Consider the following 16,855-nt stretch of genomic DNA (forward strand, 5'->3'; position numbering starts at 1 on the left):
ATGCGAAGTGTTATTCCGCATCCCGCTATGGTCCCAGAAGGAGGTTAACGTTTTTTAACCCTTGTACTTTATGGTAAAGTCGAGCCCTGCACTGTCTTGTTCTTGCCCGATCGCTTGGCGGCGTACAAGGCAGAGTCGGCCGCTTCGAAGAGCTTTTCTTTGCTCATGTCCGCCTGAAGGCGCTGAAAACCGATGCTGACCGTGACCCGGTTCCCGTCCAGCAATTCGTGCGTTTGCGCGGCAATGTCCTCCCGGATCCGCTCCAGCTGTTCCTGAAAACGGGCGCCGTTCTTCTCCACGCAGATAATCCCGAACTCTTCCCCGCCGTAGCGCGAAGCGAAATCATCCGCCTCGAGACGGTCCGAAATCCGGTCCGCCACGAATTTGATGATGACGTCGCCTGCTGCGTGCCCATATGTATCGTTGATGACCTTGAAATTATCGATGTCGAGCAACGCCAGGTGAACGTCCATGGACGCGGAAGCCTGCATAGCCAGAATATTGCCGAGGTGCTCGTGAAACGATTTATGGTTGTACAGCCTCGTGACGGGATCGATCCGGCTGTTTCTCTCCATTTCGACGTTCTGCATCAGCAGTTTCTGCTTCTCCTCGGTTGCGCTCACGAGGTTATTCGCCAGGCTGAACATTCTTTTTCTCAAGCTGTTGATCACCATGGCCGTACCCGCCAGCATAGCTGCCGCGAGCATCGCATTGGACACCGTGAGCATCCGGCTCAAGTGAGGAGAAAGCCAGTAGAGCAGCGCCAGCGTCACCAAGCCCTGCAGCACGGCGAACGCGATCAGCCGCCCGCTGAAATAAAAGAGCGAAATAAGCAGAGGAAAAATGAGCAAATAAACGCTCATCGGCAGTTCATAGAGGGCCAGGATGATCAGACTGACCAGCAAATTGACGCCTGCGAGCAAAACGAAATCCATTCCGGTGCGCACGTAACGGAAGCAGAGTTCGAGCAAGCCGCACAGCAGAACCATTTCCAGCGCCGGGATGAAAACTACGTCTCGAAGGAACAGGCCTTGGTCGTAAGCAGTGACGAAGCTGTTGGCACCCGTAACGACCGCGTATAGGACGATCACTCGCCAAAGCGTAGTGAGGATATCTCGGGTGAACGTTCGCTTTTCGTTTTCGAAGTAGGACTCGGTCATCGATTCTGCCTCGCTTCGCTGTGAAGTGCCGACTGATTCTACTCAGTATATCGGATATATCGGAAAAGGAAGTCGTTGATGTAAGCCTTTTCACCTAATATGCGGCTGGGACTCCGGGAGCATATGAAGAAACCCCCGACCGCGGCAGATCCGCAGTACGGGGGCTCCAGTTATTTTGAAGATGGCTCCACGGATTAGAGAACCCGGCGTCCCGTCACGTAACGGGTGCTCCAGTAACCGGAGGTCATGCTGGAGATGCCCACGCCGTCAAAGGACGGAGAATTGTGGATGAACTGACCGTTGCCGAGGTAGATGCCGACATGTCCGATCGAAGTGGACGAGCCGACACGGAAAAACACCAAGTCGCCCGGAGCGAGCGAGCTCTTCGCGACGAACCTGCCCGCATCCTTCTGGTAGCGGGTTCCCCATTTGAGGGAAACGCCTACTTTGCCGAAAACGTATTTCGTGAACGACGAGCAATCCATGAGCGTAGGTGCGTTGTTCGCATTGTATTTGTAATGCGTAATGCCCTTGAGGTCTTTCGCGTACTGGATGACGCGTGCGGCCGCGGACGACGTCGAAACCGGCGCGGGTGCCGGAGTCGGTGCCGGTGCAGGAGCAGCCTGTGTGTACGTAATATAGTTAGGCGATAAGTATCCGACTTTGCCGTTCACGGAAACTTTCACCCAATAGCTGTTGACCTTCTCTTGGACGTCGACGACGGTGCCCGTTTTCAGCATTTGATAGACGGTGCTGTTGAGCGAAGGCGCGGAACGGAAATTTACGCCGCTCTTCACCGTAGCGGTCTGCGCGAATGCGGTTGCCGAGATGGCGAGCGATACCAGCGACAACACTGCCATGGAAACGATATTCTTCTTCTTCATAAAATCCCTCCCTATGGGCGATTATAACTAGATTCATAGGGAGGTTTCCTTGCTAAAATATATCCAGCCGCGTTTCGGCGCGTTGCGACAAGGTTAATACATAGTGCTGTTTTGTTAGGCGGCACCCCGACACCTAGTCAAAAGGAGCTTCAGAGAGCCATGATCCTTGCCCGGAACAACGTCAACGTATACGGCAATGGAAAGCGCCACATGATTTTCGCGCATGGATTCGGATGCGACCAGACGATGTGGCGTTTCGTTGCCCCCGCTTTTGCTAAAGATTACCGGATCGTCCTGTTCGATTATGTCGGGTCGGGCAAGTCGGATACGAACGCTTACGATATCGATAAATATTGCACGCTCTCCGGCTATGTCCAGGATTTGCTGGACGTTTGCGAAGAATTGGAAGTGAAAGACGCGATATTCGTCGGCCATTCGGTCTCCGGCATGATCGGATTGCTCGCTTCGATACGCGAACCGGACCGCTTCGGAAAGATGATCATGATCGGCCCTTCGCCTTGTTATTTGAACGACCCGCCCGACTATTTCGGGGGGTTCGAGAAAGCCGATCTGCTCGGGCTGCTCGATTTGATGAACAGGAACGACGGAGGGTGGGCGCGTTTTCTGGCACCGCTCGTGATGAACAATCCGAATCGTCCGCACCTCAGCACGGAACTCGAAAAAAGCTTCTGTTCGTCCGATCCCGATATCACGCGCCGGTTTGCCATCGCGACCTTCTTCTCGGATCATCGCGACGTTCTGCCCGACGTGACCGTTCCATCGCTGATCTTGCAATGCACGGACGATGCGATCACCCCGTTAACGGTCGGCACTTACCTTTGCAGCCATCTGGCAAACAGCGAGCTGGTTGTGATGCAAGCCACCGGACATTGCCCACATGTCAGTCACCCGGAAGAGACCGTCCGGAAAATAAACGAATATTTGGCAGAGACAGACGTTCGTCCGCTAGCTAAAGGTGTATCGTGACTCCCCTTGATGCGCGGCTCGAACGTGCTCCATGCGGTTACGCAGCGTTCGCCAATGATATGATTCTCACGGCGGCCAATGCGACTCTGCATGAAATGCTGGGCTATTCGCCCGGCGAGCTGACGGGACGTCCTTTCGGCTCGCTGCTGACGGTCTCCAGCAGAGCCGTGTTTCAAATTTATTTCCAGCCGCTCATCAAATTGAATCATAAGGTCGAAGAAATGTTCCTCAACCTGCGCATGAAATCGGGCCAAGATTTCCCTGTTTTGCTTAATGCTTCGAGGATGGAGACGGAAGAGGGCGACATGAACGAATGCATTCTCTTTCCCATGCGCAGGATCATCGAATACGAAAAACAAATCGGGGCTTCCGAGCAGGCAGCCGAGAAAGCAAGAGCGGAGCTTCTCCGTTTGCGGAATCAAGTTGAACGCGTACGCGGAAGCTAGAGGAATGTCAGAACGAGAAAGAACCGTCGGAACCGACGGTTCTTTCTCGTTTGGCTGGACTCGTCATGGCTTCAAGATCATCAAAGCGAAAATCACCAAACTAAGCAGCCCGGCCCCCAGATGAAGGTTCCGGACGCGCTCGTATAATGCGGAAACGGCGGACGACGGCGACTGTGCGCCAACCGCCGCTTCCTCCTCCAGCAAACGGTTCAATTTGCCCGCAGCGGGATTCAGAAAGCCGATGACCAAGATCTCCACGACGACATAGACGAGCAAGGTTCCGAGAATCCAGACTTGCAGCCAAGTTCCGTAAGAACCGAGCCAGAAGAGCAGCAGTCCGGAAACGACGGCAAGCGTGCCGAACATTTTCGGGAACATTTCCATCCGGCTCACCAGCCGGACGATGTGGGCCATCTCCCGGTGTGACTCCGCTTTCCTCATCGCGATCGGAAAAGCGAACGCCGGACCGAGCCCGAGCACCGCCGATAATACATGGATCAAAACCAGCCATTGCATGAAGGACACCCGCCTTATGGAATAAGAATCCTCCCTAGCATAACGGCGTCCCTGCGGCGGCGGTATCGGTAGGATTACGTATTCCCGAGGTCAGCTTCCCTCTTCCGGTTCCGCATGCAAGTTCTTCTCCATGACATATCGCGTCAAAGCCGAACGGGAACCGACGTTCAGCTTCTGGTAGATGCGCTCCAGATGCGTCGTGACCGTCCTCTTGCTGATGAACAGCGATTGGGCGATCTCTTCGTTCGTCCACCCTTGGGCAGCCCGAACGGACACTTGCCGCTCTCTCGGGCTGAGCACGGTATGGAACGGATCGGCCTGGCGCGCCCATTCCATGGACGCCCGCTCGATCGCTTGGCGGAAAGCGGCTCGCGCTTCCTCCGGCGGCATCGATTCGGTCATCGCCGCCGCTTCCCCCAATCGGGCGCCCAGCAGCTTTAGGAAGCCCTCCTCGATGCGGTCGAAGGTATCCGCGTCGGCCGTCGTGGCTTCGCCGCATAGAATGCCCGCGAGGCGATCGCCCGCGAACAGCGGACAGCCGGCGAAGCTGGTCGCAAGCTCCCGGTCCGGCTGCGCGCCCAGGTAATCGGATTTGGGCCGGCCCGGCTCCCCGGCCTCATGCCGGATCGTGTGAAGATACCGCAGCTGGGAGCGGATATTCCGGAAGAATACGGCGCGTTTGTCCGCTTGTACGAGACCCGCGATTCGCTTCATCGGCTTCAGCGCTTCCATCGCTTCCTTGCCCGCGGGCAATCCGCGTGATGCGGCAAGCCGCAGATTACCGCCGGATGATCCGTCCGGAATCCAGAATGAGGAACGGCTCCAGCTCAGACGCTCGGACAGCTCCTCCAGCAGCTCTCCGAAACGTTCGTTCCGGGAAATGGAACGGCCGAACTCCTCTTCGCAAGGACGTACGGACAGCACGCGGAATACGATCACCGAGCGAAGCGGTACGGGCTCGGTTTCTCCGGCCATCCAAGCGACGGCGCGAAGATCGCGCGCGATCCGATCGAACAGAACGCCTTCCGTTTCCGAAAGAAGGCGGCGGACTTCCACTTCCCAATGAAGGTAACTATGGGGATCCACGACCCGCATCATGGCGAACGGATTCTCTTCCAAATTGCGGGCGGTTTTGCGCAGCAGCTGGTCGGCGATCGCCACCGTTTCCTCGTCTACGAACCAGATACGGGATAAATTCGTCACATTCGGGATCCCATCCCCGGAAGACGTCGCGATCGTGGACGGCAGAATGCCTTCAAGTGCGGTCATGATCGATTTCGGCAGCATAATCAGGAGGACCGGCTCCTTTCGGCGATGGCGGCGCCGGCTTGCGGCCCCGGCGTTTGGACGTACAACGATTCGAAGGCCAGTCCGACCGCCAGGCATTCCGACGCTTCCACCCCGATCGGGGGAGCGAACATGTCCGGCAGCGCGGCTCGAATCCGGTGCTGTTCCCGTTTCAGGCAAGCTTGGTCTTCCGGATTCAAGGCCCGAACGCCGGCATAAGTCCCTTTGATCTGGTAAGATTCATTGTCGACGCCGGAAGTCAGCAGGACCGCCATTTGAGCCTCTTCCTTCACGTGCTCTTGCACGCGGGCCCATTGGCTCTCCCGGACGTAGATCCAATAATGCTCTCTGCCTTGTCCCGCTTCCGGCCGGCATGCGTATGCCCGGCAACTGAAGGGAGCTCTGCCCCCGCGGCCTGCCGCCAGGTGGATGAATTTCGGAACGTCCCGTTCCAGGAATCGACTGAGCTCCGTTAAGCCCGGCATCCGGCATCTCCCCTTTCCCTCAGTGTAGGAAAAAGCATTCCGCCTGTAAATGACAGGATACGTAATCCTACCGATACCGCGAACGAAGGACGCCTCCTACAATAGGGATGATCCTACATCCTCAAGGAGGTTCGTTCATGAAACCGCGTTTCAACATGTTCACTTTGATCCACAAAGGCTTGCGCCATGCGCTTCAGCAGCTCGTCTGGTCGGCCGGCCGGCTGGACCCCGCGGATGCCGCGCAGAGAGAGGAGTTCCTCGCCAGGTTCCGCCAGGCGGCAGCCATGCTGCACCGCCACGCGCTGGACGAAGATACGCACATCCAGCCGCTGATCGACGAATGCGCGCCGGCCGTCGGCTCCGAACTGGAGTTTCAACATCAACGCTCGGATAAACTCCTCGCAGAACTGGAACGCTTGGCCGCCGCCATCGCGGCTTCGCCCGGTTTCACGGAGGAGACTCGCCGGACCTGGCTGACCTTCGTCGACGAGCTCGGCCGCTTTACCGGCGATTATTTCCTGCACTTGTATCACGAAGAGTGCGTAGCGATGCCCGAGCTGTGGAAGGCGTTCGAAGACGAAGTGCTGATCGAGACGGCGGTCCGCCTTCGTAACTCCGTGCCTCCTCATATCCAGGACTTGTTCCAGCGTTACATGATTCCGGCTTTAAACATCGAGGAAAGGACGCTGATGCTGGCGACGCTGAAGAAGTCGGCGCCCGCGCCCGTATTCGAAAGCGTCAGCGGCACGTTCCAGGAGCTGCTCGCCCCCGAAGAATGGAAGGAACTGCAAACCCGCTTGGCTGCCGTTGCCGGATAAGAGAAGAGCCTGGGCATCCCCCCAGGCTCTTCGGTCGTTTATACTTGGAATTTGCTTACGAGAGCTTGCAAACTTTATGGGATCAGGACGACCTTGCCCGCATGCTTTCTGCTTTCCAGCAGGCGATGCGCCTCCGCCCCGTCCGCGAGCGAAAAAGTTCGCGGCTTCTCCATCAGGAGCGTTCCGGCATTGACTGCATCGAACAAAGCCGTTGCCCTCGCGATCCGGTTGTCCCTTGTCGTCACGTGGTTCCACAGGTCGCCGCCGGTCAACGTTTTGGACGTATCCATCAGCATCCGCGGATCGACGAGCGGCGGGTTTCCTCCCGCCATTCCGTAGAACACGATTGCTCCTAATGTCCTCGTCGCCGCAAAGCTGTCCATGAGCGTCGAACCTACGGAATCATACGCAACATCTACCCCGCTCCCTTCCCGCGACCAAGCCCGTACACCGTTCACCCAATCGCCGTCGTATAACAGAACTTCATCCGCGCCTGCCGCCAAGGCGGCTTTCCGTTTCGTTTCGGACGACGTCAAACCGATGACGCGGGCTCCCTTCGCCTTGCACAGCTGGACCAGCAGTTGACCGACCCCGCCGGCAGCCGCGTGAACGAGTACGTCTTCGCCTGCACGGAGAGGGTAGCTGTCATGGACCAGGTAATGCGCGGTCATGCCCTGGAGCAAAATGCCGGCGGCGAGCTCGAAGGAAATATCTTCGGGAAGCGGAATCGCGCGATCGATCGGCACGGATACCCGCTCCGCATTCGCGTAAGGCACGTCGGCAAATGCAATTCGGTCTCCGACCCGCAGTGAGCCGCCTTCGCCCTCGCCAATCACGGCCTCCACGATTCCCGCCCCTTCATAGCCTAGAATATATGGCGGCTGACCCTCCAGATGGTAATCGCCCCGCCTGCGGTAAATATCGGCAAAGTTCAGCCCGACGGCTTTCATCCGGACCAGAAGGGTTCCCGGCACGGCGGTTGGGTCCGGAACCTCCCCATACCGGAGCACCTCGGGGCCTCCGAATCGATCGAATACCAACGCTTTCATTCCGATCCTCCGTTTCCGTACGTCATTCCTGTAGTTTCTATTTTGAACCATAACCGAACCGCATGGAATCGGCAAGCAGAGGCGTTGCTGGCGTGCCGAAGAAAACCCCATGGCCGGCGCCATGGGGTTCGTTCATGCTTTATGCTTTGCCGGTTTTCACGAGATAGAGGTTGACCATCCGGAGCGCGAAATTCAGATCGAAGTTCAACCGGTTTTTCGCTTCCGCCTGGATGCCCTGGGACCCGGCGATGGACGCTTGCAAGCCCTGCAGGCGGTCGCGCACGGAATGGGCCGTCCCGTTATCCATCATCGCGTCCTTATCCAGCTTCTTGATCGCCGATTGCAATTCCCGTTTCAGAAATGCCGCGTCTTGCGCCGACATTCCTTGGAACGGCACGTAGATCTCGTCGATTTTACGGACCATGTCGCCGAGCAGGACGGAAACCGGCTTCGTTTTCCGGTAATCCGGAGCGACAGCCTCGTTCCGATATACGCCGAGCGTGAGCTCCCGGTCATAACCGTTGTCGAACAGGGACTCGAACTCGAACAGCGCCGTGCCGTCCGCGCCGGCCATGACGGCGGCGTTGATCTGGCGGACCAGCTCCGTCTTCGTGAGATCGATGAAGGTGCCGATGCCGGAAGAGATGAACGATTTGCCGTCCGAGATGTCCAGGGATGCTTTCAAGTCCCGCTCGATGATCGTGGCGTCCGGGACGTAGGACATGTGCAAGATGTGATCCATCTCGTTTTTGGCAGCCCAGTGCGCCGTCTCCTGTGCGTGCGATTGCGGCGCTTCCTCGTAGTTCGGCCATACCGCCGCCGTGATTAGAACGCCGGGACGCGTTTCGTGCGCTTCCTTCACGACGCGGTCCACCCAGGTGTTGATGATGTCCGCGCGGAACTGCAGCCACTCCTCCCAATGAGCGTCGCCCGGGTGAAGGTCGATCGGATCCACGCCGGCCTGCTGCTTGAACAGGTTCCGGGTGTATTCGTCGTATCCGAAATCATTCGTGTAATCGCCGGATCCCGGATAACGCGTATAGTCGAGGTGCAGGGAAGCCACGTCGTATTTCGTCAACAGTTCTTTGTACACCGAGGAAACGAAGTCTCTTGCCTGCGGCAGGGCCGGGTTGAGCCAGTACCATTTGGCGCCGTACGTGCCCGGCTCGTAGTTGTCTCCTTTGCGGCTGATCATCAGCCAATCCGGATGGTTGGTCACGACCGGTCCTCCGGCGAAGAAGTTTTCCACCCAAGCGTGGATGTTGATGCCGAGCTTCTTTCCTTCGTCCAGATAAGCTTGCAGCACGTCGAAGCCTTGATAGATCGGATTCTGGGTCGTATCGGCGATCTGCGTCGGGTAAATCGTATACCCGTCCCACCAGGTTTCCAGGTAAACCTCATTGATGTGCGCGTTCTTCATTTTCTGAAGATGCTCTCGAACCTGCTGGAGATTCGTTTCTTTCGGTCGCACCCACAGTCCGCGTTCATCGACTTTGCGGGACTCGTAGTTCATGAAATGGGCATCGGTCAGCTTCCGGTCCAGCGCGTTCAGCAGATCGAACAAACCGTCGGTATTCCCGTTCTCGATGGCCGTCTTCGCTTGGCCGTACAGCGTACGAGCCGCCGCGATCTCCTGTTCGATTCCGGCATAGGGAACGTCGAGGAACTTCGCTTTGGATGCCTGCAGGTCTTTCTCCGCGTTGTCGATGCTGATGTCCGCTCTGTCCAGATACGATTCCGGCGTGAAAATAACGAGCACTTGCTTGTTCGCCGAGTCGATTCGAACTTTGGCGCCGACGAGCGCGTGATTCGTGAGCCACAGGTTTTTGACGCCGTGGCCGGACAAGACGTAGCCGCCTTCCGGAATCGTGCTGTCGTTGCCTCCGCTTGCGATGACGAAGCCTTGGGCGTTCACCACGGCCTCGAAGCCCCACGGATTCGTGCCTGTATGCGTGCCGTAGGTGCTGTCGTAGATAATCAGTTGGTCCGCGCCGCGGTAGCCGGGAAACGGTTCACCCGTTGTGTCGTCCCAAGCGGCCGGGTTATCGGCCAGCGATCTCGGATTATAAGCATCATAGGCCAATTTGCCGGCGGTGTAGATCAGGCTGTTCGTCACCAGATCGGCGGAATCTCCGACGGCTACTTTGCCGATCAGCTTGTCATAGAAGGGGCTGGCAGACTGGATCGAAATCACGTACCCGTCCGCGGGAATCGGCAGGTTGTTATCTCGGAACGCGCCGGTCGCCGGATCCGCCTCGATGCCGACGACGCGGGTGACTTTGCCGGACGAAACGGCGATTTCCATGCCCCAGGGATTCGTCCCGGTGGAAGGACCGAAAGAAGGCTCGTAGAGCACCACTTCGGCAGCGCCGCGCGGGCCGTTCACCCGGTCGAGACCGACGATTTCCCCTTGGACGGAAAAATACTTTTGCGGGAGGACGGGGATGTCGATGTTCTGAGCGTTGAGTGTCGTGCCGATTGCCAGCTGGCCCAGCATTTCCGAGGCCGTTCCCGAAGCCGACAGGACATAGCCCGTCGTCGGGACGAACGTACCGGCGGCGCCGTTCGCGTTATGGCTGACGACTACGCCGTCCGCGACGATGTACTCGTCGACGCCGGCTCCGAACGCGGGCGTCTTTTCCCCGAAGTGGCGGGTAAAGACGGCAAGTTGATCCGAGCCGCGCGGTTGGTCTACCGCGTCTACGGGCAGCACCCGCCCGTCCTCAAGGACGATTTGCGGAGCGCCTTCCGCGGACGCCGCGGCGGCGGTCCCCGCTTGGCCGAAGGCCCCCGTGAAGACAAGAGCGATACCGGCGAGCAGGGTGAGCATTCTGGTTTTGCGAAACATGCGAAACCTCCTCAAGGATTGAGAATGCAAGCTTCCTCCAATATAAATAAATATTCCACTTTTATATATAATATTGGAGGATTATTTTTCCGGTAAAATTCGACACGAAAGAGGCCTTCTCCAAGTCGGAGAAGACCTCCGTTTTAGGCTGAAGGTCTCAGGTATGCCGCTTACTCGCCTAATTTGGATGCCTTGCGCCTAACCGCTCTCGACCTGCGGCGAGTCGTCATCGACTCCTTTGGCGGCTAACCTCCTCACCCAGAGCGCGACCCAGGCGGCCGTCGGCAGAACCAGCATGAACAACCATGAAAAGTAGGGCCACACGCGATCGACGAAATCCACGACGACGACGATGTTCGTATAGGTCGGCATCACGAAAACGACCACGAGCATAGCCAGCGGCACCGTAAGAAAAGCGTAATTGTTGAACCTGAAAATCTGGGTCAATCCGGCGGCGGTGGCGAAGAACGTCATGATCAGCTTGAACGTGATCGTGATCAGCCACATTCCCCCGATGATCACTTCAACGCGTTCCAGAAACTTTCCGATGCTGATTTTCTTGGCCAGCGTTAAGGTCGGGTACAGATTGACCGAAGTGAGGCCCGGTCCCAGCACCACGATGCAGAGCAGCATAATCACGAATACGACCGCACCCGCCGCTATGACGCCGGCGAAGAAGGAAGAATGGATTTTAGGCGAGGATTTGACATAAGGCAGGAGCATCATGAGGACGACGTATTCTTGCAGGGAGCCATACGGAAAAGCCGCGCGTAATGCGGGAACCGCCCCAAACTCCATAATCGGCTGCATTTTATGGACTTCCGTCTTCGGCAAGAGCATGATCACCAGAAGGAAAAACAGCAGCATGACCCAAGGAAAAAACACTTCGCTTCCCCTCGCGATGACGTCCGGCCCCAGCCGCACGGCCATTAGCGCTACGAGCATCATGCAGCTCATGATGAAGACGATCGGCGTCTCCGGCATGACCTGGGTCGTCAAAAAATAGCCTACGTCACCAAGAAGCGCATAACTAAGCACGAAGAAAAAAAATACGTATAGCAGGGAAACGGCGATGCCGAGCCATTTCCCGAAGGCCAATTCATTCATCTCCAAAATCGATTTGCGGGGGTACAGCCGAATCAGCCCTGCGTAGACAACGACCGGGATGAGGTCCATCAAGGTTCCGATGATCGAGGATATCCAGGCGTCTTGTTTGGCGATGATGGCTAAACTTGCCGGCGCAATCAAGATGGAGGACCCCATGCCGAAAAAAATGACCATGAGCGTAAATTGATGTACGCCGATCTCCCTGTTTTCTTTATCCACGGCAAGCTCCCTCCCAAGCAGTCATACCGGCAGCCCGAACGACCGGAAAAACGCGGTAATCCATCCGAACGGATTCGGCAAGGCGAAGTGCAGCCTCTGAAGGGCGTATACGGTGACGGCAAAGGTCGCCAATATCGCATAGGCGCACATTTCTTTATACTGCTTGGTCCGCTTGAGCGGAGGCAATCCGACCGCCAGTACAAGCATGTCCACGATCACGGCGCCGATGACGGTTCCCACTTGTCTCACTTCCTTATCCGGGATTGGATCGAATCGGTAATCGTACCGATCCGCCGGATCTTTACGTCCACGTTAATTTGCACGTCAATCTTGCTGAAACGGGCATCCCAGTCCGGCTTAAGCTTGTGCCATCGTTTCGGATCGGCGCGGCGTATGGCTTCGCCGAATCCGAAGATGTCCGCATGGTAGCGGCTTTGCGCCGCGTTAATGGCTTCCTTTATTTTCTCCTTGATGTTCTCCTCGGTTAACCGTTCGATGTCCTGGACCGTACCCGGTTTCATCATTTTTTCGTGACAACTGAGGTCGGCCACGTTCCCTTCGGCATGAACCTGGATGCCGATCTCGGGATTGCCGTTTCGGACCTTTCCAACCAGTTTGGTCTTGGAACGAATCAATTCGACCTCGAACCGTCCGTTTGGGCATTCGTCTTCGATGACGGTGCGTTTCACTTTGTCGGAAATATAATGGTAACCTTTGCTTTCCCGGGTGTTCAGCCAGCCGATCAGCCGATCTTGGCGGAACACGGCAATTCCGTCATAGATGAGCAATGTCGGCGATTCCGTCGTTCGGATGTTTCCCAGCCCGGCTCCGGCCTTCACGGGCCCTTCGATCTTGAGGCCGGTCAACGCAGGGGAAATTCCCGGCGTCGTGAGATCGTCGATGACCTTGTCCAGCGTCATTTTGCTCGTGACGGCCCAGTTCTGCTCCGCTACGTCGAGCGACGAGTAAAGTTCGTTGGCGGGAATGCTCTCTTCCGGCGTTAAAACGGAGAGGACGTCCTGCGCCCGGGCTTGCTTAGCGACGATAAGGAAAAAATCCGTCCTCAATTCGTGGTAACGGGACAGAAAATCGACTTGATCGCTGATTCCCCGTTTGGCCAACTCCTCGCCGAAGACGACGAGACGCAAATGGGACAAGTATACTTTCCGGTTCATGACGGTGGTCATTTCCCGGAGCGCTTCGTAAACGGAAGACGCTTCGGATCGGAACACATAGACGGGAGAACCTTCCGGCCCCGCTTTCTTTTGTCCGATCGCGGCAGGATTCACGATTTGGACGGACACCAGCACTTTCTGGTTCGGGGCCGCATCCAGCCCCAAGGCAACCGCGATGGAAAGCTCGTTCAACTCCCGGCGGCTCCAGCAGCCGCTCAAGCATAGGACCGCGAGGACGATAACGGCCGTTTTCCCGATCCGCCGGATCATGGGCCGGGCTTCCTTCCGTTCGTCCGGAAAAAGTTGCGGTTTTTCAAGGCGTGCGGCCTCGTGATCATCAACCATCTGGGCAATCTGAGGATCGTATCCTTCTGGTCGGACCAATGGAACGGAGCGAAGGAAGATAAATACGGAACCCCGAAGGACCGCAGGCTGCATAAGTGAAAGACCATCACCATCAAACCGAGCACGATGCCGAAAATGCCCAATGAACCGGCGAGCATCATCATCCCGAATCGGAGAATCCGAAACGATATGGCCATCGCGTATGCGGGAATGACGAAGTTGGAAATCGCGGTTAACGCCACCACGATGACCATCGCCGGAGAGACAAGTCCGGCGTCCACGGCGGCTTGCCCGATCACCAGCGTCCCGACGATGGAGACCGCTTGTCCGATGTTCTTCGGCATCCGAAGTCCGGCTTCCCGCAAAATTTCGAACGTAATTTCCATGATCATGGCCTCCACGAACGCCGGGAACGGCACCCCTTCCCTCGCCGAGATCAAACTCATCAGCAGCGACGGCGGAATGATCTCCTGATGAAAAGTCACGATGGCGATATACAAAGCGGGAGCCATCAGGGAGATAAACAGGCTTATGTATCGGATAATCCGGATAAGCGTCGCGAAATCCCATCGCTGATAGTAGTCCTCGGCCGCCTGCAGGAACTGCGTGAACAAAGCCGGCACCACCAAGACGAACGGAGTGCCGTCGACCAAGATGGCCACTCGGCCTTCCAGAACCTCCGACGCGATGACATCCGGTCTTTCCGAGGAGTAGACGAGCGGAAACGGAGTCAGCGTCTGATCCTGGATGTATTCCTGGATATAACCGCTCTCGAGAATGCTGTCCACGTCCACGGCATTCAGCCTTCTCCGTACCTCCGCCAACACCTCATCGCTCGCGAGCCCCTTGACGTACATGATGGAGATGTCGGTATGGGTGACTCTTCCAATCTGCATCGTTTCCATCCACAATCGGGGGTCTCTGATTTTACGCCGAAGCAAGGCCGTATTGGTACGAAGCGTTTCCGTGAATCCCTCGCGCGGCCCGCGCACGGAAGGCTCGGCTTCAGGCTCCTGGATCGATCGCTCCTTCCACTTCCGCGCACCCACGATTAATGCGTCTTGCTCTCCGTCCCATAGCACGGCGATATCCCCGGACAGGATCGCAAGCAGAAGCTTCTGAAGAACCGCCTCCCGTTTGACGCTTCCCGAAGGAACGACCAGCCGGTCCATCCATTGTTCCGCACTCGTCTCCGACCATTCGATCCCTTCACGGGCTCGTTCGTGAAGCAGCAAGCTCAGAGGCTCCAGCACGGTTGTCGTATCCGCAAGACCTTCCACGTAAACGATGGCGGAACGCCGCTGTCTGCCTTCTCCCAAGACAAACTGCCGGATGACCAAGTCCGTGCTGTGCCCGAGCTGCTGCTTGATCCAATCCAAATTGCCGGACAAGTCCGACCGTACGCCCGATACGGATGATTGAGCGCTCGGCTGAGACTGGGGAGGTGACTTCATTCCCGATACGACTTTTTTGACCAAATGGAGTAGAAAGTTCATGTCCGTCTCCCCTGCTCACCGTTCGCCGAATTAGCAAAATTAGGATTGCCAAATAAAAGAAAAAAAACCGCAATCCGCGGTTTCTACAATGCCTCTCCAAGCGGCGTCGGCAGGCCGTCGAGGCTGAACGAGTTTTTCTCCTTCCGGTATTCGCGCAGCCCTTCCTCGCCTTTCTGGCGGGTCCAGCGCTCCAGCGTATCCCGCTCGCCCGCGAAATCCATGAAAGGCACCGCGTACCCGCAGGAAGCCTGCACCATGCGTACGTCCACGACGATCATCTGCCTTGCGCCCAGCAAGGGCGTAAACAACGGATAAAGCGCCTCCCACTCTTCCGTACCCGGCAGCACGACGGTTCCCTTGCCGTAAAGCCGTAGAATCCGCGGCGCTCCTTCGAAAGCGCAGAACATGATCGTCACCCGGCCGTTCTCCCGGACGTGCGCGCTCGTCTCGTTGCCGCTGCCCGTCATGTCGAGGTAGGCCACGCGGTTCTCGTTCAGAATCCGCAGCGAATCATGCCCCTTGGGCGATAGATTGACGTGGCCCCGCCCCGATAACGGCGCGGACGCGACGAAAAAGACGTGCTGCCGCCGAATGAACTCCTCGTGCTCCGGAAGCATCGATTCGAACTGTTTCCCCATGGCGATCTCTCCCCTTTTCTCGTCTCCTTGCCCTTGAGTATGGCACGGAACCCGATGAGGGTCTAGGATTTTTTTCCAATATTAGCTCTGTCCTTGTCCGCCCTGGCCTGCTTCGTTGCCGGATTGGGCATCGGCCTGCTGATTCTGATTGCCCTTCTTGCGGGCGCCCCGAATCCAAGTGTAAACCGACAAGGCTAGCGCCAGCCCGGCCATCGTGAGCTGCATTTTCCATGGCGCGCTCAGCATGTTGCGGGACTCCCAAGGAAACCAATATCGGATCATGAGCTTGCCCCCTTGCCTTTGACCATCTTCTTGAATCCCGTAACCGCCAGCGCAATTGCCGGCAACACGAGAAACAGAGGGACCCAAAACTGATAGGGAAGCGGCTTCTCGGCGACTTCGAGATGCGCGCTGAACCCTCTGACCATCGTCATGCCCATGAACAGGGCGGCGATCGCGACCGGATAGGCGATCTTCTTCTCGCTTTTCGCGCCGGTGAGCTGCCGGATCAAAATGACGGCGGAGAACAGATGGAAGGAAAGCTTCACGAACGCGTTCACCATCATGTAAATGACGCCCAGCGCATCGAGATTCTCCAGGAAGTCGGCCACGCTGGGCAGCTTCAGCAGCGCGAACGACGGATACATCATTTGCTTGAACGTCCATTCTCCCAGACCGGAGATGGCGAGGACGTCCACGAAGGAAATGAGAATCCCGGAACACAGCGTCGCTGCGAGAACCACGCGGCTGCACCCCGTGCCTTTGCCATTGCCTTTGACGTAGGACCAAATTAACGCGAACGAGATGCTCTCCCCGAAGGTTTGCGTAATCCCGAGCGGCCACACGGCCCCCATCACCGGCCCCCATCCCTCCGCCATGAAGGGTTTCAACAGATGCAGGTTCAAACTTCCCGAAGCGCCGAGCATCAAAGCTTCCAATGTCACGAATAGAAGCATGATGGGAAACAAAATGCTGCAGACCCGTGCCAGTACCTCGATCCCGCCGGTCAGCACGTACACCACGATCATCATGAAAGTGACCGCGATGGCCCAATCCGGAGTCCCCGGCAAGATGCTGATCGGAAACAGGAAACGAATATCGCCGACGATCCTCCCCGCGTCGTAAATGAACAGGATCGGATACAGCCAAGCCACGAAGGTTCCCAGCCATTTGCCGAACAAGGACGGATACCACTCCGCCAGCCCCAGGCCCCCGTTTAATCTATGAATCGCCAAATAAACGGTCATGATCGCGAGACCCAGCAGAGTGGAAACCAGCACGGAAATCCAAGCATCCCTTCCGGCGCCGGACGCGAATCCGAAAATGACGGTGGTTCCGAGCTGGAACAACACCATGAGCGAAAACAGCTGATAGGGGGAAATCCGGACCATCCGA

At 57.1% G+C, this 16,855-nt stretch carries 17 protein-coding genes; 3 read left to right on the plus strand and 14 right to left on the minus strand.

Annotation, left to right across the window (positions count from 1 at the left end):
- Positions 1-68: 68 nt before the first annotated feature.
- Positions 69-1,160, minus strand: coding sequence for a GGDEF domain-containing protein (locus tag EAV92_RS18230; protein ID WP_123042415.1), 1,092 nt, complete (start codon positions 1,158-1,160; stop codon positions 69-71).
- A 194-nt stretch (positions 1,161-1,354) separates the two neighbouring features.
- Positions 1,355-2,044 (minus strand): C40 family peptidase, encoded by a 690-nt coding sequence (locus EAV92_RS18235; protein WP_123042416.1) that lies wholly within the window; start codon positions 2,042-2,044, stop codon positions 1,355-1,357.
- Between the two features lie 159 nt (positions 2,045-2,203).
- On the opposite strand from EAV92_RS18235, the gene EAV92_RS18240 reads away from it, so the two are divergent.
- Together EAV92_RS18240 and EAV92_RS18245 are read left to right on the plus strand one after the other, a co-directional pair.
- A complete protein-coding gene (locus EAV92_RS18240) occupies positions 2,204-3,031 on the plus strand; it encodes an alpha/beta fold hydrolase (protein WP_123042417.1) in 828 nt (275 codons plus the stop codon).
- Entirely contained in the window at positions 3,028-3,477 is a 450-nt protein-coding gene (locus tag EAV92_RS18245) for a PAS domain-containing protein (RefSeq protein WP_164472841.1), read from the plus strand. The genes EAV92_RS18240 and EAV92_RS18245 overlap by 4 nt, the downstream gene beginning before the upstream one ends.
- 63 nt (positions 3,478-3,540) lie before the next feature.
- Here the strand turns inward: EAV92_RS18245 and EAV92_RS18250 are convergent, their stop codons facing one another.
- The 3 genes from EAV92_RS18250 to EAV92_RS18260 form a co-directional block, all read right to left on the minus strand.
- Entirely contained in the window at positions 3,541-3,993 is a 453-nt protein-coding gene (locus tag EAV92_RS18250; RefSeq protein WP_123042419.1) for a DUF2269 family protein, read from the minus strand.
- 90 nt (positions 3,994-4,083) lie between these two features.
- Positions 4,084-5,280 (minus strand): LuxR C-terminal-related transcriptional regulator, encoded by a 1,197-nt coding sequence (locus EAV92_RS18255; protein ID WP_164472842.1) that lies wholly within the window; start codon positions 5,278-5,280, stop codon positions 4,084-4,086.
- Positions 5,281-5,282: 2 nt separating this feature from the next.
- Complete coding sequence (locus EAV92_RS18260) at positions 5,283-5,765, minus strand: hypothetical protein (protein WP_123042421.1); 483 nt, start codon at positions 5,763-5,765, stop codon at positions 5,283-5,285.
- 137 nt (positions 5,766-5,902) lie between these two features.
- Here EAV92_RS18260 and EAV92_RS18265 point away from each other — a divergent pair, with 137 nt between their 5' ends.
- A complete protein-coding gene (locus EAV92_RS18265) occupies positions 5,903-6,583 on the plus strand; it encodes a hemerythrin domain-containing protein (protein WP_164472843.1) in 681 nt (226 codons plus the stop codon).
- A 74-nt stretch (positions 6,584-6,657) separates the two neighbouring features.
- On the opposite strand, the gene EAV92_RS18270 is transcribed toward EAV92_RS18265, so the two are convergent.
- The 9 genes from EAV92_RS18270 to EAV92_RS18310 form a co-directional block, all read right to left on the minus strand.
- Positions 6,658-7,632, minus strand: a complete 975-nt coding sequence (locus EAV92_RS18270; protein WP_123042423.1) for a quinone oxidoreductase family protein — start codon at positions 7,630-7,632, stop codon at positions 6,658-6,660.
- Positions 7,633-7,771: 139 nt separating this feature from the next.
- Entirely contained in the window at positions 7,772-10,480 is a 2,709-nt protein-coding gene (locus EAV92_RS18275) for a glycoside hydrolase family 10-like protein (RefSeq protein WP_123042424.1), read from the minus strand.
- A gap of 198 nt (positions 10,481-10,678) precedes the next feature.
- The gene (locus EAV92_RS18280; protein WP_123042425.1) at positions 10,679-11,806 is read right to left on the minus strand and encodes a GerAB/ArcD/ProY family transporter; all 1,128 of its coding nucleotides are present in this window, start codon (positions 11,804-11,806) and stop codon (positions 10,679-10,681) included.
- A gap of 21 nt (positions 11,807-11,827) precedes the next feature.
- Positions 11,828-12,046: a hypothetical protein gene (locus EAV92_RS18285; RefSeq protein ID WP_123042426.1), complete on the minus strand. Its 219-nt coding sequence runs from the start codon at positions 12,044-12,046 to the stop codon at positions 11,828-11,830.
- Between the two features lie 5 nt (positions 12,047-12,051).
- Positions 12,052-13,251, minus strand: a complete 1,200-nt coding sequence (locus tag EAV92_RS18290) for a Ger(x)C family spore germination protein (RefSeq protein ID WP_164472844.1) — start codon at positions 13,249-13,251, stop codon at positions 12,052-12,054.
- Positions 13,248-14,822 (minus strand): spore germination protein, encoded by a 1,575-nt coding sequence (locus EAV92_RS18295; protein ID WP_241158308.1) that lies wholly within the window; start codon positions 14,820-14,822, stop codon positions 13,248-13,250. The genes EAV92_RS18290 and EAV92_RS18295 overlap by 4 nt, the downstream gene beginning before the upstream one ends.
- A gap of 83 nt (positions 14,823-14,905) precedes the next feature.
- A complete protein-coding gene (locus tag EAV92_RS18300) occupies positions 14,906-15,460 on the minus strand; it encodes a pyridoxamine 5'-phosphate oxidase family protein (protein WP_123042428.1) in 555 nt (184 codons plus the stop codon).
- Positions 15,461-15,541: 81 nt separating this feature from the next.
- Positions 15,542-15,742: a hypothetical protein gene (locus tag EAV92_RS18305; protein ID WP_123042429.1), complete on the minus strand. Its 201-nt coding sequence runs from the start codon at positions 15,740-15,742 to the stop codon at positions 15,542-15,544.
- The gene (locus EAV92_RS18310) at positions 15,739-16,851 is read right to left on the minus strand and encodes a GerAB/ArcD/ProY family transporter (RefSeq protein WP_123042430.1); all 1,113 of its coding nucleotides are present in this window, start codon (positions 16,849-16,851) and stop codon (positions 15,739-15,741) included. Before EAV92_RS18310 ends, EAV92_RS18305 begins: the two co-directional genes overlap by 4 nt.
- Positions 16,852-16,855: the final 4 nt, after the last annotated feature.

Source organism: Cohnella candidum (assembly GCF_003713065.1).
Classification (GTDB): domain Bacteria; phylum Bacillota; class Bacilli; order Paenibacillales; family Paenibacillaceae; genus Cohnella; species Cohnella candidum.